This window comes from Microbacterium sp. PA5 (genome assembly GCF_049860775.1).
GTDB lineage: Bacteria > Actinomycetota > Actinomycetes > Actinomycetales > Microbacteriaceae > Microbacterium.
In genome coordinates this window covers 1062225-1082256 of sequence record NZ_CP187567.1, presented here as the reverse complement: position 1 = coordinate 1082256, position 20032 = coordinate 1062225, and the positions used below count along the sequence as shown (strand labels likewise).

The following is a 20032-nucleotide window of genomic DNA, read 5'->3' as shown; positions in this document are numbered from 1 at the left end:
TTCCTTTCCTGTGGCGACCGCCTGTGGCAGGCGGCCCCCGTGCACTCTAGCCTCCCGCACTGGGAGGTCCTCCGCTACGCTCGAAGGCCATGGCGAGTGATCATTACTTCAGCGCGACCCCCGCCAGTCCCGAGAACCTCCGCCGCATCCGCGTCACGCTGGCCGGGCGCGACGTCGAGGTGACGACGGCGGGAGGGGTCTTCAGCCCGGATCACGTCGACTCGGGCACCGCGGTGCTCCTCGCCAACACGCCGCCCCCGCCGCCCGGTGGTCATCTGCTCGACCTGGGCAGCGGGTGGGGACCGATCGCCCTGTCGTTGGCGATCGAATCGCCTCGGTCCACGGTGTGGGCCGTCGACGTCAACGAGCGTGCTCTGGACCTCGTGCGGCGAAACGCCGACGCACTCGGTCTCACCAATGTCAACGCCGTCCTGCCCGGGGATGTTCCCGCCGACGTCACCTTCCGCACGATCCGCTCGAACCCGCCGATCCGGGTCGGCAAGAACGAACTGCACGGCCTGCTGGAGCGCTGGATCCCGCGCCTGGACGAGCGCAGCGACGCGTGGCTCGTCGTGCAGCGCAACCTCGGCTCCGACTCCCTGCAGCGCTGGCTCGCCGCCACCCTCGACAAGGGGTACACGGTCACACGGGCCGCGACCGGCCGCGGCTTCCGCGTGCTCAAGGTGCGACGGCACGGGAGCCCGGCCACCGAGGCCATCCCACTGCCCGGCAGCGTCTGAGCGCGCCGGGGCCTCGCGCGCGCCGCGTCAGGCGAGGGCGACCTCTCCGGAGTACACGAGGGTCGCAGGGCCCGACAGGAGGACGTGCTCGCCGTCCTCGTGATGGGTGATGCGCACGCCGAGACGCCCGCCGGGCACGTCGACACGCCAGCGCTCCGGCGCCCGCTCGCCGGCCCACAGCCTCACGGCGAGAGCCGTCGCGGCGACCCCGGTCCCGCACGAGAGCGTCTCGCCGACGCCGCGCTCGAACACGCGCATGGTGACCGCGCCGACGCCGGCTTCGACGAGCGGGTCGGACGGGACGACGAACTCGACGTTCGCCCCGGACGGCGGCTCGGGCGCGAGCAGCGGCTGCACGGTCAGGTCGAGCCCGTCGAGCTCGGCCGTGCTGGAGAGGGCCACGACGACGTGCGGGTTGCCGACGTCGATGCCCTGCCCGGGCCGGGGGACGTCGAGACCGCGTGCCCGGACCGTGACGTCGTCGCCCTCCGGGTGCCACCGGCCGAGGTCGACCTCGAACCCGTCGTCGGAGCGCGTGAGGGTCTTCGTCCCCGCGCGGGTGCCGATGCGCAGCACCCCGCCCTGCGGCAGCTCGGCGAGGCCGCTGTCGACGAGGTAGCGGGCGAAGACGCGGATGCCGTTGCCGCACATCTCGGCCGCCGATCCATCGGCGTTGCGGTAGTCCATGAACCACTCGGCGTCGGGGGTGTCCGCTCCCTCGCGGAGCGCCGAGGAGCGCACGACGCGGAGGATGCCGTCGCCGCCGATGCCGAAGCGCCGGTCGCACAGCGCGGCGACCTGATCGTCGGTGAGGCTCAGCGCGCCGTCGACGTCGGGCACGATGACGAAGTCGTTGCCGGTGCCGTGGCCTTTGGTGAACGCGATGGTGGGCACCCCGCAAGTCTAGGCGCGGCTGTCCCGGCCGGCGTCAGTCGGCGATGAGGCGCTTGCCGGTGTTCCAGGTCTCGAAGGGCTCGAACCCGAGCGAGGCGTAGAAGTCGTGCACCTCGACGTTCTCGGTGCGGACCATGAGCTGGACCTTCGGGCATCCCATGTCGATCAGCAGCTCCTCGGCGCGTTCGACGAGGCGGCGGCCGATGCCTTCGCCCCGGCGCGCGGGGCTGCTCGCCAGGTAGTAGAGCCAGCCGCGGTGCCCGTCGTAGCCGGCCATCACGGTGCCCACCAGAGTGGTGCCGTCGACGGCGACCAGGAACAGCTCGGGCTGCACGCGCAGCTTGCGGCTGATGTCCTGGTAGGGGTTGTTCCAGGGGCGGGTCAGCCCGGTCTCCTGCCAGAGCGAGACGACGGGCTCGGTGTCGGCGAGGTCGAACGGCCGGATCTGGAGTGTCATGCGGTCGAGTCTGCCAGGCGCCCGGCGTCGACGTCGGGCGGATGCCACGCCAGGCCCGGATATCTGCGGAACCACGAGACCTGCCGGCGGGCGAAGCGCCGGGTGAGGGCCTGGGTCTGTGCGATCGCCTCGGCCTGCGTGAGCCGGCCGTCGAGCTGCTCGATCGCCTGCGCGTAGCCGATGGCCCTGCCCGCGGTGGGACCGTGCTCGAGCCCCTGGCCCCGCAGGACGCGGACCTCGTCGAGCAGCCCCTCCGCCCACATCCGCTCCACACGCCGGTCGAGGCGGTGGACGAGCTCGGCGCGGTCGACGTGTACGCCCAGCACCGTGGTGGGGTGGTGCCAGAGGACCGGCTCGGCCGGCAGCGACGCCCCGTGGGTGGCCTCGCCCTGCGCGATCACCTCGAGGGCGCGCACGATCCGACGGCCGTTGCGCGGATCGATGCGCGCGGCGGTCTCGGGGTCCACCGCCTGCAGCCTCCGGAACAGCGCTTCGGGGCCGGCCGCCCGGAGCTCACCCTCGAGGGTGGCACGCGCAGCGCCGTCGCGGGGCGGGAAGCGGAAGTCGAAGATCACGCTGGAGACGTACAGCCCGGACCCGCCGACGAGGATCGCATCGCCGCCGCGGGCGAAGACGTCCTCGATCGTCTCTCGCGCGCGCTGCTGGTACCAGGCGACCGCGGCCTCTTCGGTCACGTCGAGTTCGTCGAAGAGGTGATGCGCGATCCCCCGTCGTTCGCGGAGCGGGAGCTTCGCCGTGCCGATGTCCATGCCGCGGTAGAGCTGCATCGCATCCGCGTTGACGATCTCCGCTGCCCGTCCCCGCGCGATCAGCGACGCCGCGAGCCGCAGAGACAGGTCGGTCTTGCCGGTGCCGGTCGCGCCGACGACCGCCCACAGCCGCGGCGCGGACGCGCCGGACGTGCTCACGCCCCCGGGGGACGCAGCGTGGGCAGGCCGAGCGAGACCGCCCGCGGCCCGGTCCCCGCACCCGACGGCGCGGGGACACCGCACGACTCCGCCTGCGCGCGGTCCCACGCATCGCCCGCGCGGGTGCGACGGATGCGCAGCGCAGCGCCATCGGGGCTGTCGGCCAGGAGGTGGAAGGGCGCCGCGTGGGTGATCACCACCGACACCGCATCGCCGGGCCTCGGCACGGGCGAGCCGTCGGGGACCTCGAAGTGCACCAGGCGGTTGTCCTCGGCGCGACCCGTCAGGCGCCGGGTCGCGGCGTCCTTCTTGCCCTCGCCGGTCGAGACCAGCACCTCGACCTCGCGCCCCACCTGCCGCTGGTTCTCCTCGAGCGAGATGCGCTCCTGCAGGGCGACGAGACGCTCGTACCGCTCCTGCACGACGGCCTTGGGCACCTGGTCGGGCATGGTGGCCGCCGGTGTCCCCTCCCGGATGGAGTACTGGAAGGTGAACGCGCTGGCGAAGCGCGCCTTCTCCACCACGCGCATCGTGTCTTCGAAGTCCTCGTCGGTCTCACCCGGGAAGCCGACGATGATGTCGGTGGTGATCGCCGCGTCGGGCATCCGCTCGCGGACGCGGTCGAGGATGCCGAGGAACCGCTCGCTGCGGTAGGAGCGCCGCATCGCCTTGAGGATGCGGTCCGAACCGGACTGCAGCGGCATGTGGAGCTGCGGCATCACGGCGGGGGTCTCGGCCATCGCGTCGATCACGTCGTCGGTGAAGGCGGCGGGATGAGGACTCGTGAAGCGGATCCGCTCGAGGCCGGGGATCTCGCCCGCGGCCCGCAGGAGCTTGCCGAACGCCTGGCGGTCGCCGAACTCGACGCCGTAGCTGTTGACGTTCTGGCCGAGGAGGGTGATCTCGACGGCGCCGTCGTCGACGAGCAGCTTGATCTCGCTCAGGATGTCGCCGGGACGACGATCCTTCTCCTTGCCGCGAAGGCTCGGGACGATGCAGAACGTGCAGGTGTTGTTGCAGCCGACCGAGATGGACACCCAGCCGCTGTGGATGGCGTCGCGCTTGGTGGGAAGTGTGGAGGGGAAGACCTCGAGCGACTCGAGGATCTCGAGCTCGGCGTCGCCGTTGTGACGCGCCCGCTCGAGCATGCCGGGCAGGGAGCCCATGTTGTGGGTGCCGAACACGACGTCGACCCACGGCGCCTTGTCGAGCACGGCGTCCTTGTCCATCTGCGCGAGGCAGCCGCCGACGGCGATCTGCATGCCCGCGTGACGATCCTTGCGGCTCTTGAGGTGCCCCAGCGTGCCGTACAGCTTTCCGGCGGCGTTGTCGCGCACTGCGCAGGTGTTGATGACGACCACATCGGCTTCGACGCCGGCCTCCGCGCGCACGTATCCGGCACTTTCCAGGGAACCCGAGAGGCGCTCCGAGTCGTGCACGTTCATCTGGCACCCGAAGGTGCGCACTTCGTAGGTGCGGGCGGTGCCGTCATCGGCCCGCGCCGCGGACGAGGGGGCGATGATCGTCGGTGCAGAGGACGGGGAAGTCATGATGGGACCATTCTACGAGTGACCACGGAAAGCCGTCCCGTGCGCCGCAGAGGTGCGCCGCCCGGCGTCAGTGGAAGCGCACCGAGGACGGGCGCGTCCCCGCCTCGTCGAGCGCCTGCCGCGCAGCGGACATCGCCGTGGCTCCCCCGAATCCTCGACGAGCCAGCTGCCCGTGCAGGCGTCGCAGTGCGGTGTCGCGGTCCAGCGAGCCCATGCTGCGTGCCTTCTGTCGTGCGAAGGTGAGGGCCCGCTCTGCATCGTCGTCGGGGAGCTCGGCCAGCGCCGCGTCGACGACCTCGCGCGGGACGCCCCGCGCGGTGAGCGTCTGCGCGACGGCCTGTCGTCCCTGCGCCTTGCGAGCGGTCGCGATGTGCACCAGCTGCTCGGCGAGCCGTGCGTCGTCGAGGTACCCGTGGCCGAGGAACGCATCGACGATCGCATCGATCTCGTGCTCTTCCAGATCGTGACCGGCGAGCACGCCGCGCGCCTCCCGCACCGACATCGACCGGGAACGGAGCTTCCGCAGCAGAGCCGTCTCGGCGGATGCGCGCAGCTCCGTCCGGTCCGCCTCCCCGTCGACGCCGTCGACGGGCGCCTCTTCGTGCTCGACGAGCCAGCTGCGGTGCCAGCGGTCGGCGCGTTCGTCCTCGTCGCCGCCCGCGCTCGGGATGCTGTGGCTGCCCGGCGTCGCACGGCCGTCCGGCTCCGCGGACCGGGTGGCCGGCTCAGACGATGTCACCGCGTCGAACCGCGTGGCCCCGCCGAACAGCGGGATGACGGGGGCGAGTCCGTCCCCCCGTCGGGACTCGCCCCCGTGGTCCCCCATGATCAGGCGGGCCGCCGGGCCGCGAGCTCGTCGCCCGCCGGCGTCTCGACGGTCTTCGGCTGGCCGATGCCGAGCTTCTGCTTGATCTTGCTCTCGATCTCAGCCGCAACGTCGACGTTCTTGATCAGGAAGTTGCGGGCGTTCTCCTTGCCCTGACCGAGCTGCTCCCCGTCGTACGTGTACCAGGCGCCCGACTTCTTGACGATCGCGTGCTCCACGCCGAAGTCGATGAGGCTGCCCTCGCGGGAGATGCCCACGCCGTACAGGATGTCGAACTCGGCCTGCTTGAACGGCGGAGCCATCTTGTTCTTCACGACCTTGACGCGCGTGCGGTTGCCCACGGCCTCGGTGCCGTCCTTCAGCGTCTCGATGCGGCGGATGTCGAGGCGGACGGAGGCGTAGAACTTGAGCGCCTTTCCACCGGCCGTCGTCTCGGGCGAGCCGAAGAACACGCCGATCTTCTCGCGCAGCTGGTTGATGAAGATCATCGTGGTGTTGGTCTGGTTCAGACCACCGGTCAGCTTTCGCAGCGCCTGCGACATGAGTCGCGCCTGAAGACCGACGTGGGAGTCGCCCATCTCGCCCTCGATCTCGGCCTTCGGCACGAGCGCGGCGACGGAGTCGATGACCACGAGGTCGATGGCGCCGGACCGGACCAGCATGTCGGCGATCTCGAGCGCCTGCTCTCCGGTGTCGGGCTGCGAGACCAGCAGCTGGTCGATGTCGACGCCCAGCTTGTGCGCGTAATCGGGGTCGAGCGCGTGCTCCGCGTCGATGAAGGCGGCGATGCCGCCCGCGCGCTGCACGTTGGCGATCGCGTGGAGGGTCAGGGTCGTCTTACCCGACGACTCCGGCCCGTAGATCTCGATGATGCGGCCACGCGGCAGTCCGCCGACGCCGAGGGCGACGTCGAGGGCGATGGAGCCGGTGGGAATGACCTCGACCGGGGCGCGCTCGTCGCTGCCCAGCCGCATGACCGAGCCCTTCCCGAACTGGCGGTCGATCTGGGCGAGGGCCGATTCGAGGGCCTTCTCGCGGTCTGCGGGTGATGGCATGACGTGCTCCTTCGTGGTCGCGTTTCCGTCGCCTGTAGGCTGTCGCGCTCCCCTCCGACGGAGGGAACGCTGCGACAAGGCGGAGGTGTCTTGATGACGCGGTCCACGCTACGGAGGAGGTCCGACATCGCGTCGGCTCACCTGCGCATCGGAGGACAACGTCTCTGCGATACCTCTTGTACAGGAGACTACGCGCAATCGAACAGGTGTTCGATGCGACACGCGGAGGATCAGCGGCGCGGCTCGAGCCAGCCGGCGCCGTGACGACGGGAGAGCGGGACGTCGGTCTCGGCGCACAGCGCCAGCCAGACCTCGCGGGTGTCCACGCCGTCCTCGAGCGCCTGCGCGGCCGTCCGGTAGGACAGGGAGCTCAGCGAGAGGTCGCTGACCAGCGCATCGCCTCGCGCGCCGAACTCCGCCGCGACGGCACGGCCGAACTCGCTGCGACGCATCCGGAGCGCAGCCGCCTCAGCGAAGCGACAGCTCGGGCTGGGCGAAGTCCTCGCCCAGCGACGCGAGGTCGTCCGGCACCACGTCGGGGAAGGTCTGCAGACCCTCCAGCACGGAGATGCGGTCGCCCACCTCTCGCATGATGGTGGAGATGGGCACATCGAGCGCGTCGGCCACCGCGGCGAGGATCTCGCTGGAGGCCTCCTTCTGGCCACGCTCGACCTCGCTCAGGTAGCCGAGGGCCACGCTCGCGCGGCCGGCGACCTGACGGAGGGTCTTGCCCTTCTGAAGACGCATGTCACGAAGGACGTCACCGATCTCTTGACGAACCAGGATCATGTCAGGCCCCCTTCTGTGACGATGAACCGCTGTCTCGGACCGACAACGGTACAGCACTTGGCTGTCACCCTAGACCCCGAGTGCTGGAGAAAGGGTGGGAATCGCTCAGATGTAACCGAGGGGAAACACCCCGTATTCCCTCCCGCGTCAGAGCGCGTCGAAGGCCAGGCGCAGCGCGAGCGTCGTCGCCTCGGTGCGAATCTCGTCCCGGTCGCCCGCGAGCACGAGCGATTCGACACGGGATCCGAGCGGTGTGGACACCGCGAGATGCACCGTTCCGACGGGCTGCCCGTCGGGCGAGACGGGGCCGGCCACGCCGGTGGTGGCGATGCCGACGTCGGCGGCCTCGCCGGCACGCCCGAGCACGCGCCGCGCGCCGTCGGCCATCTGCCGCGCCACCCGGGGATGCACCGGGCCGTGTGCCGCCAGGAGCGTGGCGTCGACGCCCAGGACCGTCTGCTTGACGTCGGTCGCGTATGCGACCACTCCCCCGCGCAGCACCGCCGACGCTCCGGGGACGGCGACCACCGCGGCGGCCACCAGACCGCCAGTGAGCGACTCCGCGACGCCCAGGGTCCAGCCGAGCTCCTTCAGGCGCGCCACGAGCCGCTCAGCGTCGGACAGCCGCGCGTGCGAGACGAGCGTCTCCTCCACGTCGTCGAGGTCGACCGCCTCGCGCGCCGCGCGCGCCTCCCGCCGCGTGGTCACCGCTGCTCCTTCCGATCCGCTCGCGCGCCGCGCAGCTCGGTGATGACGTAGTCGATGCCGCTGGCGACCGTCAGCGCCACCGCGACGGTCATGGCGACGGCGTTGACGACGTGGATCCACTCGCCGACCACGGTCCACAGCGGAAGCAGCGCGAGCGAGAGGGCGACCGCCTGCGCGACGGTCTTGAGCTTGCCCATCCACGCCGCCGCCACCACGTGGTCGCTCGCCACGACGAGGCGGTGCACCGTGATGCCCACCTCGCGCACCAGGACGACGACGGTGATCCACCAGTCCAGCTCGCCCAGGACGGACAGGCACACGAAGGCCGCACCCGTGAGGACCTTGTCCGCGATCGGATCGAGGAGCTTGCCCAGGTCGGTGACGATGTCGTGGCGGCGGGCCAGGTATCCGTCGATGCCGTCGGTGGCGATCGCCACGATGAACAGGACCGCGGCCCACCACCGGAGGGGTCCGTCGGAGCCGCCGTCTGCCAGGAGCATCCACACGAAGACCGGTGCGCAGAGGATGCGGACGACGGTGATCGCGTTGGGGAGCTGGCGCGGAATCGTCACGACGCCGAGCCTATCCGAGGCGCCGCGCGGGCGACCGCGTCAGTCCCTGCCGGTGAGGCCCCATGCGTCCTCGTCGCCGGAATCGCCGTCCACGACCTCGTAGCCGTCGAACTGCGCGTCCACCGCATCCGCCGGGGCGGACGGGGGCTCCTCGCCCCGGAGGCGGGCCAGCACGCCCGGGAGCTGGTCGGGCGTCACCAGCACGTCGCGGGCCTTCGAGCCCTCGGACGGACCCACGATCTCGCGCGACTCCAGCAGGTCCATGAGGCGACCCGCCTTGGCGAATCCCACGCGCAGCTTGCGCTGGAGCATCGAGGTCGAGCCGAACTGCGTCGAGATGATCTGCTCGGCGGCCGCCAGGAGCAGGTCGAGGTCGTCGCCGATGTCCGCGTCGATCTCCTTCTTCTCGGCGACGGCGGCGACGTCGGAGCGATAGTCCGGCTGCGCCTGCTTCTTGACGTGCGCGACGACCTTCTCGATCTCGCTCTCGGCGACCCAGGCCCCCTGCACGCGCACCGCCTTCGAGGCGCCCATCGGCAGGAAGAGGCCGTCGCCCTGGCCGATCAGCCGGTCGGCGCCGGGCTGATCGAGGATGACGCGGGAGTCGGTGACGCTCGTGACGGCGAAGGCGAGACGCGAGGGCACGTTGGCCTTGATGAGGCCGGTGACCACGTCGACCGACGGCCGCTGGGTCGCGAGGACGAGGTGGATGCCGCTCGCGCGGGCGAGCTGGGTGATGCGGACGATCGAGTCCTCCACGTCGCGCGGCGCCACCATCATGAGGTCGGCCAGCTCGTCGACCACCACCAGCAGGTACGGGTAGGGCTTGAGGACGCGCTCGCTCCCGGCGGGGAGGTCGATCTCCCCGGCCACGACGGCGCGGTTGAAATCGTCGATGTGCCGGAAGCCGAACGATGCGAGGTCGTCGTACCTCATGTCCATCTCCTTCACCACCCACTGCAGCGCCTCCGCGGCCTTCTTGGGGTTGGTGATGATGGGGGTGATGAGGTGGGGGACGCCGGCGTAGGACGTCAGCTCGACCCGCTTGGGGTCGATGAGGACCATCCGCACGTCGCTGGGCTTCGCGCGCATCAGCAGGCTCGTGATCATCGAGTTGACGAAGCTGGACTTTCCGGACCCGGTGGAGCCGGCCACGAGGAGGTGGGGCATCTTGGCGAGGTTCGCGATGACGTAGCCGCCGCCGACGTCCTTGCCGACGCCGATCGTCATCGGATGGGTCTGCGCGCTCGCGGCCGGCGAGCGCAGCACGTCGCCGAGGGTGACGATCTCGCGATCCGTGTTCGGGATCTCGACGCCGATGGCGCTCTTGCCGGGGATCGGGGCGAGGATGCGGACCTCGTTCGATGCGACGGCGTAGGCGATGTTGTTGGTGAGTGCGGTGATGCGCTCGACCTTCACCCCCGGTCCGAGCTCGATCTCGTACTGCGTCACCGTCGGCCCGCGGGAGAAGCCCGTCACCCGGGCGTCGACGGAGAACTGCGAGAACACGCCCGTGATGGCGCGCACGACCTGGTCGTTCGCCTCGGAGCGCGCCTTGTGCGGTGTGCCGGCGGCCAGCGCGTCGACGGACGGCAGGCGGTAGGGCGTCGCGGGAGGACGGCCGTCGTGGTCGCCGCCCAGACCCGAGAGCCCCGGCAGCAGCCCGTCGTCGTGGACCTCCTCCGCGTCTTCGCGGATCCCGAGATCGGCGCCCCGCGCCGCACGGCGGGCGCCGGCGACGACACGCGGATCGATGACCTCGGTGGGAGCCTCCGACGGCGGCGGCGGCACCGGCGGAGCGGCGACGGCCTGCTCGAACCCGCCCGCGGGCGAGGCCTCCAGGAGGGCGGTGAGATCGTCGGACCCGAGGTGGCCGTCGACGTCCTCCTCGCGGCCGGACTTGTTGCGCCGCCACCACGGGAGGGCGTCGTCCCTCTCGTCGTCCTTCTCGAAGGCGACGGCCGCGCCGTCCGCGGGCGCGGGACGCTCGGCGCGCTCCGCGCCGAACATCCACGCGTACAGATCGCCGAGGCGCTGTCCGATGCGGTTCGGCGGGGTCTTGGTGAGGATGAGCACGCTCAGCACCGCGATCAGCCCGAGGACGATGCTCGCCCCCACGGGGGTGAGGAAGGTGAGGGGCTCGCCGACCATCCAGCCGAACAGGCCCCCGGCCTCGCTGAGGGCCGGCAGTCCCGATCGGGGCTGCGGCCGCGACCCGAGCACATGGCAGAAGCCCGCGACGGCGAGCACGAACAGTCCGAACCCGATGCCGATGCGGCCGTTGTCGTGCACGGACGAGGGATGACGGAACAGCCACCCGGCCAGCAGCAGGAGCAGCACGGGGAGCACGAACGCCTCGCGTCCGACGAGGGCGCCCACCGTGTACGCGCTGATCGTCGTGCCGACGTCGGTGCCGATGAGGAACCACTCCACCACGGCGCCGGCGATCGCCAGCAGCACGAGCAGGAACGGGAACCCGTCGCGACGCTGATCCTTCTCGAGGGTCTCGGGCCCGAAGGCGCGGAACACGCCGCCGGTGGCGTGCGCGAGGCCCATCCAGGCGCGCACCAGCGCCGAGGGGCGATCCGGCTCGTCGACGTAGCGCTTGGGCGCCGGCGCCGGCTTCTTGGCGCGCGACGACCCGGAGCTCTTCGCGGGCGTGCGCGGGCTCGTGGTCGGGTTCGTGCTCCTGGCCATTCCCCCACGGTACGTCGCAGCGGCGACGTTCCCCCGTAGCGACGCGACCGTTGGGCCGGACGCGCACCGCGGTCAGCGCAGGCGCTTCACCATGGTGTCGCGCCCGACGCCGGCGGCGGTGACGGCGAAGCCCTCGCTGCGGTAGAGCGTGCGGGCGAAGTTGCCGCGCTCGACGGACAGGCTCAATCGGCCGAATCCCTCGGCGCGGGCGTGCTCGCACAGCCGCTGCAGCAGGGCGCGGCCCACACCGTGGGCCCGCCAGATCGGACGGACGCCGATGATCAGCTCGGGCACCCCCGTCCCGACGTAGCCGAAGCCGGGATCGGTGCGCGGCAGCATCCGGTACCAGGCTGCTCCGATCGGAGCGTCCTGTGCGTCCACGGCTACGAAACCGGCATCGCCGGGGCGCATCCAGCCCGCGACGTAGCGGCTGTGCTCGGGGTACGAGAGGACCTCGTGGCGCGGACGGGCTCCTTCGGGACGCCAATTGGCGGCCTCGACGACCATGTCCGCCAGGAACGCGCCGTCGGCCTGGGTGGCAGGACGCAGGCGGAAGGCGACGGGCATGTCGCCGATTGTAGAAGGGCGGCGGCCCCGCTCGCGCGCGAACGGGGCCGGGGTGCTCACGCCTCGATGACGAGCGGCACGATCATGGGACGACGGCGCAGCGCCTGGTTCACCCAGCGGCCGATCGTCCGCCGCACGATCTGCGACAGCGCGTGCGTGTCGCGGACGCCCGATTGAGCGGCCTCGGTGAGCGCGGCCGCGATCTTCGGCTTCACCGACTCGAAGACCGCGTCGTCCTCGGCGAACCCACGGGCGTGGATCTCGGGACCCGTGATGATGCGGCCAGTCGCGGCGTCGACGACGACGATCACCGAGATGAAGCCCTCTTCGCCGAGGATGCGGCGGTCCTTGAGGTCGGCGTCGGTGATCTCGCCGACGGTGGATCCGTCGACGTACACGAATCCGAGGTCGAGCTGGCCGGCGACGCGGGCCACGCCGCCCTTCAGGTCGACGACCGTGCCGTTCTCGCCGAGGATGGTGTTCTCGGTCGGGACCCCCGAGTCCTGGGCCAGCTTGGCGTTGGCCATGAGGTGGCGGTACTCGCCGTGGATCGGCAGGACGTTGCGGGGCTTCAGGATGTTGTAGCAGTACAGCAGCTCGCCGGCCGCGGCGTGGCCGGAGACGTGGACCTTCGCGTTGCCCTTGTGCACCACGTTCGCGCCCAGCTTGGTGAGGCCGTCGATGACGCGGTAGACCGCGTTCTCGTTGCCGGGGATGAGGCTCGAGGCGAGGATGACGGTGTCGCCGGGCCCGGGCTCGATCGCGTGGTCCAGGTTCGCCATGCGCGACAGCACGGCCATCGGCTCGCCCTGCGATCCGGTCGACATGTAGACGATCCGGTCGTCGGGGAGGTCCTTGGCCTTCTTGTAGTCGATCAGCACCCCCTCGGGCACCTGCAGGTAGCCGAGGTCCTCGGCGATCGTCATGTTGCGGACCATGCTGCGCCCGAGGAACGCCAGACGGCGCCCGTGCGCGTGAGCGGCGTCGATGACCTGCTGGACGCGGTGGACGTGGCTCGAGAAGCTCGCCACGATGACCCGACGCGGCGCCTTGGCGATGACCTGGTCGAGCACCGGCCCGATGGAGCGCTCGAGCGGCGTGAATCCCGGCACATCGGCGTTCGTGGAGTCGACCATGAACAGGTCGACGCCCTCCTCGCCGAGGCGCGCGAACGCGCGCAGGTCGGTGATGCGCCCGTCCAGTGGCAGCTGGTCCATCTTGAAGTCGCCGGTGGCGAGCACCATGCCGGCGGGAGTGCGGATGGCGACGGCCAGTGCATCGGGGATCGAGTGGTTCACCGCGACGAACTCGAGGTCGAACGGACCGACCTGCTCGCGCTGCCCCTCGGTGACCGTCATCGTGTACGGCTTGATCCGGTGCTCCTTGAGCTTGGCCTCGATCAGCGCCAGGGTGAGCCCGGACCCGAGCAGCGGGATGTCGTTCTTCAGGCGGAGCAGGTACGGGACCGCGCCGATGTGGTCCTCGTGGCCGTGGGTGAGCACGACTCCGACGACGTCGTCCAGGCGTCCCTTGATGGGCTCGAAGTCCGGGAGGATGAGGTCGACGCCGGGCTGGTGCTCCTCGGGGAAGAGCACGCCGCAGTCGACGATGAGGAGCTTTCCCTCGTACTCGAACACGGTCATGTTGCGGCCGACCTCGCCGAGGCCGCCGAGCGGTGTGACGCGCAGGGTGCCGGGCTCGAGTGCGGGCGGTTCGGACAGGATGGTGGGCATGACACGCCTTTCGCGGGTGCCGTCTCGGCATCCGCTGTCGGTGAGGGATGCCGTGGGGCATCCGCTGTTCGGTTGTGGGGCTGGCCTCAGCGCGTGGTGCCGTGCACCTTGGGCAGCGCGCCGCCGGCGGCGGCGTTGCGATCGGGGCGGAAGTTCGAGAAGTCCGCACCCTCGACCTCGGTGACCAGAGCGAGCTCGTCCTCGATGACCGCTGCCTCCCACTCCTCCGGACCCACCAGCGGCAGGCGCACGCGGGGACTGGAGATGCGGCCGAGTCCGTGCAGGATGTACTTCGCGCTGACGGTGCCGGGGACATGGGTCATCACGGCGCGCACGAGCGGCTCGAGCTTGCGATGCGCGGCGGTGGCGGTGACGAGGTCGCCGCTGTTGACGGCGTCGACGATCGTCCGGTAGGGCGCGGGGGCGATGTTCGCCGTCACGCCGATCAGACCGGTCGCGCCGATCGCGAGGTGCGGCAGCACGTTGGCGTCGTCGCCCGAGAAGTACAGGAGGTCGGTCTGGTTCAGCACCCGGCTGACCTCGCTGAAGTCGCCCTTGGCGTCCTTGATGGCGAGGATGTTCGGATGCTTGGCGAGGCGGAGGATCGTCTCGTACTTGATGGGCACGCCGGTGCGCCCGGGGATGTCGTAGAGGATCACCGGAAGATCGGTGGCGTCGGCGACCAGGCGGAAGTGGGTGAGGATGCCCGCCTGCGTCGGCTTGTTGTAGTACGGCGTGACGATCATGATGCCGTCGGCGCCGGCCTTCTCGCTGGCCCGGTAGAGCTCGATGGCGTGCGCCGTCTCATTCGAGCCGCCGCCGGTGATGATCTTGGCGCGACCGGACGACACGGACTTGCCGACCTCGACGAGTTTCAGCTTCTCGGCGTCCGTCAGCGTGCTGGTCTCGCCGGTCGTGCCGGTGACGACGATGCCGTCGGCGCCCGCGGTGATGACGTCGTCGATGTGCTTCTCGACCGCGGGCCAGTCCACCTCGCCGTCGGCGGTCATCGGCGTGACCAGCGCGACGAGCACCTGTCCGAAGGGATTGCCCGTGTGCGTCATGCGATCCAGGCTATCGGTTCGCCCGGACCGCCGCCGCGCGCGCTCCTCTTCGAGGCGCGTCAGCGGCCGGTGCGCGCCAGGCGGGCGGCGAGGCCGGCGGGGACCAGGCGCACCACCCCGACGAGCACCTTGTACCGCACCGACGGGATCGACACCGCCCTGCCGCGTGCGGCGTCGCGCAGCCCCTCCCGGACGACGTCGGGCGCCTGGAGCCACATCCAGCGCGGCACGCCCTCCTGCCCCGGCGGCAGGCCCAGCCGCTCATGGAAGTTCGTGTGGGTGAAGCCCGGGCACACGGCGGTGACCGACACCGGCGCGTAGGCGGCGTTCGCCCACCGGCTGAACGAGACGACCCACGCCTTCACCGCGCCGTAGGTCCCGCGCGGGAGGAAGGCGGCGACCGATGCGACGTTGACGATACGCCCGCCGCCGCGCGCCGTCATCGCCCGGAGTGCGGCGTGGGACAGCCGCATCGTGGCGCGGACGTGGAGATCGAGGTGACGCTCCTCGTCGGCGATGTCGTTGTGGACGAAGTCGAGGTCGAGGCCGAATCCCGCGTTGTTGACGAGGACGCCCACCGGGCGCGAGGGGTCCGACAGCCGGGCCTCGACCTCGGCGAGTCCCTCGACGCTCGTGAGGTCTGCGGCGATCACCTCGCAGGACACCCCGTGCTCTTCGCCGAGCTCCGCGGCCACCCGCTCGAGCGCGGCACGATCGCGCGCCACCAGCACGAGGTCGGCGCCGGAGGCCGCGAGCTGACGGGCGAACTCGGTCCCGAGACCGGAGCTCGCCCCCGTGATGAGTGCCGTCTTCGCCATGGCGGTCAGCCTACGCGGCACCGCGCCCGGTCCCCGGCGTCAGCGGGCGTGGGTGACGAACCGGTAGCGGACGCCGGAGCGCGACTGCTGCCACTCCCCCTGCGCGACGACCGGCCACCCGCTGCGGGAGGGCGCCCGGGTGTCGCCGTCGACCTCGAGGTCGAGCTCGGTCACCTCCAGCACGTCGGCGCGGCCGATCGCTGCGCGGTACAGCTCGCCCCCGCCGATCACCCAGACGGTGGGCGCACCCTCGACGAGGGCCCACGCGGCGTCGAGGCCGGCCGCGCGCTCGGCGCCGTCGTCCGCCCAGTCGGGCGTGCGCGTCACGACGATGTTCCGCCGGCCCGGCAGCGGCCGGAAGCGCTCGGGGAACGACTCCCAGGTGCGGCGACCCATGATGACCGGCGCCCCCATCGTGACGTCGCGGAAGTGCGCGAGATCCTCGGGCACGTGCCACGGCATGCCGCCGTCCGCGCCGATGACCCCGCCCCGGGCCTCGGCCCAGATCATCCCGACACGAGGGATCCTTCCGGCGCGCGGTGCGCCGCCCTGGCTCGCATCGTCGTCGGCGGAGCCGGTCATACCGCGACGGCCCCGCGGATCGCCGGGTGGTGCTGGTAGTCCTCGACGATGAAGTCCTCGTAGGTGTAGTCGAAGATCGACGCGGGCTTCCGGGCGAATCGCAGCGTCGGGTACGGGTACGGATCACGGCTCAACTGCTCGCGCACCTGCTCGACGTGGTTGTCGTAGATGTGGCAGTCGCCGCCGGTCCAGACGAAGTCGCCCGGCTCCAGCCCGGTCTGCTGCGCGATCATGAGCGTCAGCAGGGCGTAGGAGGCGATGTTGAACGGCACCCCCAGGAACATGTCTGCGCTGCGCTGGTACAACTGGCACGAGAGACGTCCGTCGGCCACGTAGAACTGGAACAGCGCGTGGCAGGGCGCCAGCGCCATGTCGGGGATGTCGCCGGGGTTCCACGCCGACACGATGAGCCGGCGCGAGTCGGGGTTCATGCGGATCTGCTCGACGACCTGGGCGACCTGGTCGATGGAGCCGCCGTCGGGCGTGGGCCACGAACGCCACTGCACGCCGTACACGGGACCCAGCTCGCCCTCGGCGTCCGCCCACTCGTCCCAGATCGACACGCCGGCGTCCTGCAGCCACTTCACGTTGGACTCGCCGCGGAGGAACCACAGCAGCTCGTACGCCACCGACTTGAAGTGCACGCGCTTGGTCGTGATCAGCGGGAAGCCCTGCGACAGATCGAAGCGGATCTGACGGCCGAACACGCTCGTCGTCCCGGTGCCCGTGCGGTCGTCCTTGTGGACGCCCTCGGCCAGGACGGCGCGCAGGAGATCCTCGTACGGGGTGGGAACGGAAGCCGCGTCGGTCACGCCTGCCACCCTACCGGCGCCCGGGGACACCGGGCTCTGTTACACGCGCGTCGTCATACCCGGCGCCGAGCGGACCGGGCCCGCGCAGGCCCACTACGATGGGGCGTTGTGAATCTCGTCGGAGCCCTGCTGATCCTCACCGCCCTCCTGGCGGCGACGATCGCGCTCGGCGTGTACCTGCGCTGGCAGCAGAACCGCCCGCGACGGGAGAACCCCTCCGAGATCGTCGACCCGACCCGCTTCGGCGCCCCCGCCCGCGGGGAGGTCGCGACCCTGCTGCAGTTCAGCACCGAGATGTGCTCGCGCTGCCCGGGCGTGCACCGCACTCTCGGCGCCATCGCGGGCGAGCGTCCGGGGGTCGTGCACGTGGACGTGGACCTCACCCACCGCCCGGACATCGCGCAGCACTTCCGCATCCTGCAGACTCCGACGACGTTCATCCTCGACCGGGACGGGATCGTCCAGAGCCGCTTCGGCGGCGCCCCGAGCCGCCACGTCGTCGAGCTCGAGCTCGCGCGGGTGACAGCCGAGCCCGTTCCCGCCTGAACGGTTCCCTCCGGCACACGCCCGGTCTACGCTCGGGAGCAGGCGCACCCCGGCGCCGGCGAGCCACAGGAGGACACCGATGAGCGTCACGAGCGAAGCGACCACGAGCTGGAAGGGCAGCCTGTTCGAGGGCTCCGGTCAGATCGCACTCGAGAGCTCCAACCAGGGACCGTTCGCGGTCGACTGGAAGGCGCGCAGCGAAGGGTCGACGTCGGTCACGACGCCCGAGGAGCTGATCGCGGCGGCGCACTCCTCCTGCTTCAGCATGGCCCTCTCGCACGCCCTCACGGAGAACGGGACGCCGCCGCAGAGCGTGGAGACGACCGCCTCGGTCACCTTCATCCCCGGCACCGGGATCACCGGGTCGCACCTGAACGTCAGCGCCGTCGTCCCCGGGCTGTCGGCCGAGGACTTCGCGCGGATCGCCGACGAGGCCAAGGCGGGATGCCCGGTCTCGGCCGCGCTCGCGGGCATCGAGATCACGCTCGAGGCCACGCTTGGCTGATGGGGCGTCCGACGGCCGCGTCGTGGTGTCCGGCGCGTCGGGGCTGATCGGCCGCACCCTGGTCGCGTCGCTCCGCGCAGACGGAGTCCCGGTGACGACGCTGGTGCGACGTCCCGCCGAGCGCCCCGACGAGGTCGCGTGGGACCCGGCGACGCGCCGGCTGGATCCGTCGGTGCTGGCTGGCGCGCGCGCCGTCGTGAGCCTCAACGGCGCCAGCATCGGCCGCTTCCCCTGGACCAAGCGCTACAAGCACGAGCTGCTGTGGTCGCGCATCCAGCCCACGCAGACGATCGCGGCGGCGGTCCGCGCCCTGGGCGCCGGGGCACCGCACTTCGTGTCTGCGTCGGCGGTGGGCTACTACCCGTCCGCGCCCGGTGCCGTGCTGACCGAGGACGCACCGCGCGGCGACACCTTCCTGGCCGACCTGTGCGGCGAATGGGAGTCGGCCGCCCGCTCCGCCGGCGACGAGGCGCGCGTAGCACTCCTGCGGACCGCTCCGATCGTGCATCCCGAGGGCGTGCTGAAGCCGCTCCTGCTGCTGACGCGGCTCGGAGTCTCGGGACCGATCGGCTCGGGACGACAGGTGTGGCCGTGGATCTCGCTCGACGACGAGATCCGCGCGATCCGTCACGTCATCGACGCAGGGCTCGACGGCCCCGTGAACCTCACGGGTCCCCAGCGCGCCACAGCCAACGATCTCGGCTTCGCGCTGGCGCGGCGGATGAACAGGCCGTACGTGCTGCGGGCGCCGGTGTGGGCCATCAGGACCCTGCTCGGCGCGGATGCGACGGAGGCGCTGCTCACGAGCGACATGAACGTCGTGCCCGAGCGGCTGACGTCGTCGGGATTCACCTTCACCCACGACACCGTCGAGAAGGCCGTCGCCGCCGTCGTCCCGGCATGACCGCGCGTCAGGGCGCGCGACGCTCCAGGGCGATCGCCGTGCGCACGGCGTGCCGGGCCCGTCGCCGATCCCCGGCTCCGTCGTAGACCAGCCCCAGGCGGAACCACGCCCGCCAGTCGTCGGGGTGCGCCTCGACGTCGGCCCGATAGGCGGGGAAGAGCGCATCGGCCTGGGCGCGTTCCGGCCGGCCGCTCTGACGGACGTCGATCTCCTCGGCGGGCAGTCCGCCCTCGGCCTCGAGCCTGCGGGCGAGGGCCTGTGCGCGCATGCCGAAGCGCAGCTCGCGCCAGAGCCCCCACGCCCCGAGCACGGGAAGCAGCACGAGGGCTGCGCCCATCGCGACGGCGACCGGCTCTGCGGAGGTCAGGAGGAGGTACGCGCGCTGCGCGACGAGCACGATGTAGAGCGCGAGGGCGGCCGCCATGAGGGCGACCCCGACACGCGTGCTCATGCCCCGGTGGCGCGGGCGACCTGCCCCGGCACGCTGCCTTCCGCCACGGGCGCGGCGCCCCGCAGTCGCGGCGAGCGGAATCCGATGTCGATGAAGCTGTCGAGCCCGACGACGACCCCGCGCGCGTCCCGGGCGGCGGCGAGCGCCACCCGGATGCCGGGCGCGTACGCTGCCGCCGGGTCGACGGTGTCGTGGACGATGGTCAGCGATTCGCCCGCGCCCGACAGGATGGTCTCCTGACGCGCGATCACACCGGGCCGGCGCAGCGAGTGCACGGGCACGCTCGCCACCTGCTGCCCCCGGGCGCGCTGGTCGACATGGGGCGACTCCACCGGCCCCGTCTCGACGCGGGCCGCGGCGATGAGCTCGGCCGTGCGGACCGCCGTCCCGCTCGGGGAGTCGATCTTGGTCTCGCGGTGGGCCTCGATGATCTCGATCGAGGGGAAGAAGGGTGCGGCCGCCGCAGCGAGCGCCGACCCGATCACGGAGCCGAGCGAGAAGTTCGGGATGAACACCACCCCGGTGCCCGCGGCGTCCACCAGGGGGCGCACGAGCGCGATCCGCTCCGACGACCAGCCCGACGTCCCCACCAGCACGTTGATCCCGCGCTCGATGGCGGTCCGGACCACGTCGATCGACACGGCGGGGACGGAGGCGTCGACGACGAGGTCGGCGCCCTCCATGTCGGCCAGGTCGCTGGAGGATCCCAGGACGGCGACCACCTCGAAGTCGTCGCTCGCGTCGATCACGTCGCGGATGATCCCGCCGAGCTTGCCGGTGCCGCCCACGAGGGCGACGCGAGTCGTCGTCATGCGTCCAGCCTAGACGGGCGG

Annotated in this window: 23 protein-coding genes; 4 read left to right on the top strand and 19 right to left on the bottom strand. The window is 71.4% G+C overall.

The genetic code is table 11. The features are described 5' to 3' along the window. Positions 1-89: 89 nt before the first annotated feature. On the top strand, positions 90-740 hold the full coding sequence (locus ACPWUT_RS04955; protein ID WP_425841250.1) for a class I SAM-dependent methyltransferase: 651 nt from the start codon (positions 90-92) through the stop codon (positions 738-740). Positions 741-767: 27 nt separating this feature from the next. On the opposite strand, the gene dapF is transcribed toward ACPWUT_RS04955, so the two are convergent. From dapF to ACPWUT_RS04870, 17 genes are all read right to left on the bottom strand, one after another. Continuing rightward, positions 768-1634: a diaminopimelate epimerase gene (gene dapF, locus ACPWUT_RS04950; RefSeq protein WP_425841247.1), complete on the bottom strand. Its 867-nt coding sequence runs from the start codon at positions 1632-1634 to the stop codon at positions 768-770. 34 nt (positions 1635-1668) lie between these two features. Continuing rightward, on the bottom strand, positions 1669-2091 hold the full coding sequence (locus ACPWUT_RS04945) for a GNAT family acetyltransferase (RefSeq protein ID WP_284529328.1): 423 nt from the start codon (positions 2089-2091) through the stop codon (positions 1669-1671). Beyond that, entirely contained in the window at positions 2088-3020 is a 933-nt protein-coding gene (miaA, locus tag ACPWUT_RS04940) for a tRNA (adenosine(37)-N6)-dimethylallyltransferase MiaA (RefSeq protein ID WP_425841244.1), read from the bottom strand. The genes ACPWUT_RS04945 and miaA overlap by 4 nt, the downstream gene beginning before the upstream one ends. Continuing rightward, positions 3017-4570 (bottom strand): tRNA (N6-isopentenyl adenosine(37)-C2)-methylthiotransferase MiaB, encoded by a 1554-nt coding sequence (gene miaB / locus ACPWUT_RS04935; protein WP_425841241.1) that lies wholly within the window; start codon positions 4568-4570, stop codon positions 3017-3019. Before miaB ends, miaA begins: the two co-directional genes overlap by 4 nt. Before the next feature lie 67 nt (positions 4571-4637). Continuing rightward, positions 4638-5309, bottom strand: a complete 672-nt coding sequence (locus ACPWUT_RS04930) for a regulatory protein RecX (protein WP_425841238.1) — start codon at positions 5307-5309, stop codon at positions 4638-4640. 89 nt (positions 5310-5398) lie between these two features. After that, positions 5399-6451 carry a recombinase RecA gene (recA, locus tag ACPWUT_RS04925; RefSeq protein ID WP_284529323.1) on the bottom strand — a complete coding sequence of 351 codons (1053 nt, stop codon included), beginning with the start codon at positions 6449-6451 and terminating at the stop codon, positions 5399-5401. A gap of 230 nt (positions 6452-6681) precedes the next feature. Beyond that, positions 6682-6903: a DUF3046 domain-containing protein gene (locus ACPWUT_RS04920; RefSeq protein WP_284529322.1), complete on the bottom strand. Its 222-nt coding sequence runs from the start codon at positions 6901-6903 to the stop codon at positions 6682-6684. 16 nt (positions 6904-6919) lie between these two features. Beyond that, entirely contained in the window at positions 6920-7240 is a 321-nt protein-coding gene (locus tag ACPWUT_RS04915) for a helix-turn-helix domain-containing protein (protein WP_284529321.1), read from the bottom strand. Positions 7241-7387: 147 nt separating this feature from the next. Continuing rightward, positions 7388-7864 carry a CinA family protein gene (locus tag ACPWUT_RS04910; protein WP_284529594.1) on the bottom strand — a complete coding sequence of 159 codons (477 nt, stop codon included), beginning with the start codon at positions 7862-7864 and terminating at the stop codon, positions 7388-7390. 80 nt (positions 7865-7944) lie between these two features. Next, positions 7945-8520 (bottom strand): CDP-diacylglycerol--glycerol-3-phosphate 3-phosphatidyltransferase, encoded by a 576-nt coding sequence (gene pgsA, locus ACPWUT_RS04905; RefSeq protein WP_284529319.1) that lies wholly within the window; start codon positions 8518-8520, stop codon positions 7945-7947. A 39-nt stretch (positions 8521-8559) separates the two neighbouring features. Further along, the gene (locus tag ACPWUT_RS04900) at positions 8560-11217 is read right to left on the bottom strand and encodes a DNA translocase FtsK 4TM domain-containing protein (protein WP_425841232.1); all 2658 of its coding nucleotides are present in this window, start codon (positions 11215-11217) and stop codon (positions 8560-8562) included. A gap of 72 nt (positions 11218-11289) precedes the next feature. Continuing rightward, positions 11290-11784 (bottom strand): GNAT family N-acetyltransferase, encoded by a 495-nt coding sequence (locus ACPWUT_RS04895; protein ID WP_284529317.1) that lies wholly within the window; start codon positions 11782-11784, stop codon positions 11290-11292. 56 nt (positions 11785-11840) lie between these two features. Continuing rightward, a complete protein-coding gene (locus ACPWUT_RS04890; RefSeq protein ID WP_284529315.1) occupies positions 11841-13517 on the bottom strand; it encodes a ribonuclease J in 1677 nt (558 codons plus the stop codon). An 86-nt stretch (positions 13518-13603) separates the two neighbouring features. Next, complete coding sequence (dapA, locus tag ACPWUT_RS04885) at positions 13604-14581, bottom strand: 4-hydroxy-tetrahydrodipicolinate synthase (RefSeq protein ID WP_425841227.1); 978 nt, start codon at positions 14579-14581, stop codon at positions 13604-13606. Between the two features lie 59 nt (positions 14582-14640). Beyond that, positions 14641-15399 carry an SDR family NAD(P)-dependent oxidoreductase gene (locus tag ACPWUT_RS04880; protein ID WP_425841224.1) on the bottom strand — a complete coding sequence of 253 codons (759 nt, stop codon included), beginning with the start codon at positions 15397-15399 and terminating at the stop codon, positions 14641-14643. A gap of 39 nt (positions 15400-15438) precedes the next feature. Further along, positions 15439-15909, bottom strand: coding sequence for a dihydrofolate reductase (locus ACPWUT_RS04875; protein ID WP_425841221.1), 471 nt, complete (start codon positions 15907-15909; stop codon positions 15439-15441). A gap of 68 nt (positions 15910-15977) precedes the next feature. After that, the gene (locus ACPWUT_RS04870; protein WP_425841218.1) at positions 15978-16802 is read right to left on the bottom strand and encodes a thymidylate synthase; all 825 of its coding nucleotides are present in this window, start codon (positions 16800-16802) and stop codon (positions 15978-15980) included. 99 nt (positions 16803-16901) lie between these two features. On the opposite strand from ACPWUT_RS04870, the gene ACPWUT_RS04865 reads away from it, so the two are divergent. The 3 genes from ACPWUT_RS04865 (at position 16902) to ACPWUT_RS04855 (ending at position 18748) form a co-directional block, all read left to right on the top strand. Beyond that, entirely contained in the window at positions 16902-17339 is a 438-nt protein-coding gene (locus ACPWUT_RS04865) for a TlpA family protein disulfide reductase (RefSeq protein ID WP_284529308.1), read from the top strand. A 79-nt stretch (positions 17340-17418) separates the two neighbouring features. After that, positions 17419-17844, top strand: a complete 426-nt coding sequence (locus ACPWUT_RS04860) for an OsmC family peroxiredoxin (protein ID WP_284529307.1) — start codon at positions 17419-17421, stop codon at positions 17842-17844. After that, positions 17837-18748: a TIGR01777 family oxidoreductase gene (locus ACPWUT_RS04855; RefSeq protein ID WP_284529302.1), complete on the top strand. Its 912-nt coding sequence runs from the start codon at positions 17837-17839 to the stop codon at positions 18746-18748. Before ACPWUT_RS04860 ends, ACPWUT_RS04855 begins: the two co-directional genes overlap by 8 nt. 7 nt (positions 18749-18755) lie before the next feature. On the opposite strand, the gene ACPWUT_RS04850 is transcribed toward ACPWUT_RS04855, so the two are convergent. Both ACPWUT_RS04850 and dapB read right to left on the bottom strand, forming a co-directional pair. Further along, complete coding sequence (locus ACPWUT_RS04850; protein ID WP_284529299.1) at positions 18756-19199, bottom strand: hypothetical protein; 444 nt, start codon at positions 19197-19199, stop codon at positions 18756-18758. Continuing rightward, a complete protein-coding gene (gene dapB, locus ACPWUT_RS04845) occupies positions 19196-20011 on the bottom strand; it encodes a 4-hydroxy-tetrahydrodipicolinate reductase (RefSeq protein ID WP_425841212.1) in 816 nt (271 codons plus the stop codon). The genes ACPWUT_RS04850 and dapB overlap by 4 nt, the downstream gene beginning before the upstream one ends. Between the last annotated feature and the right edge of the window lie 21 nt (positions 20012-20032).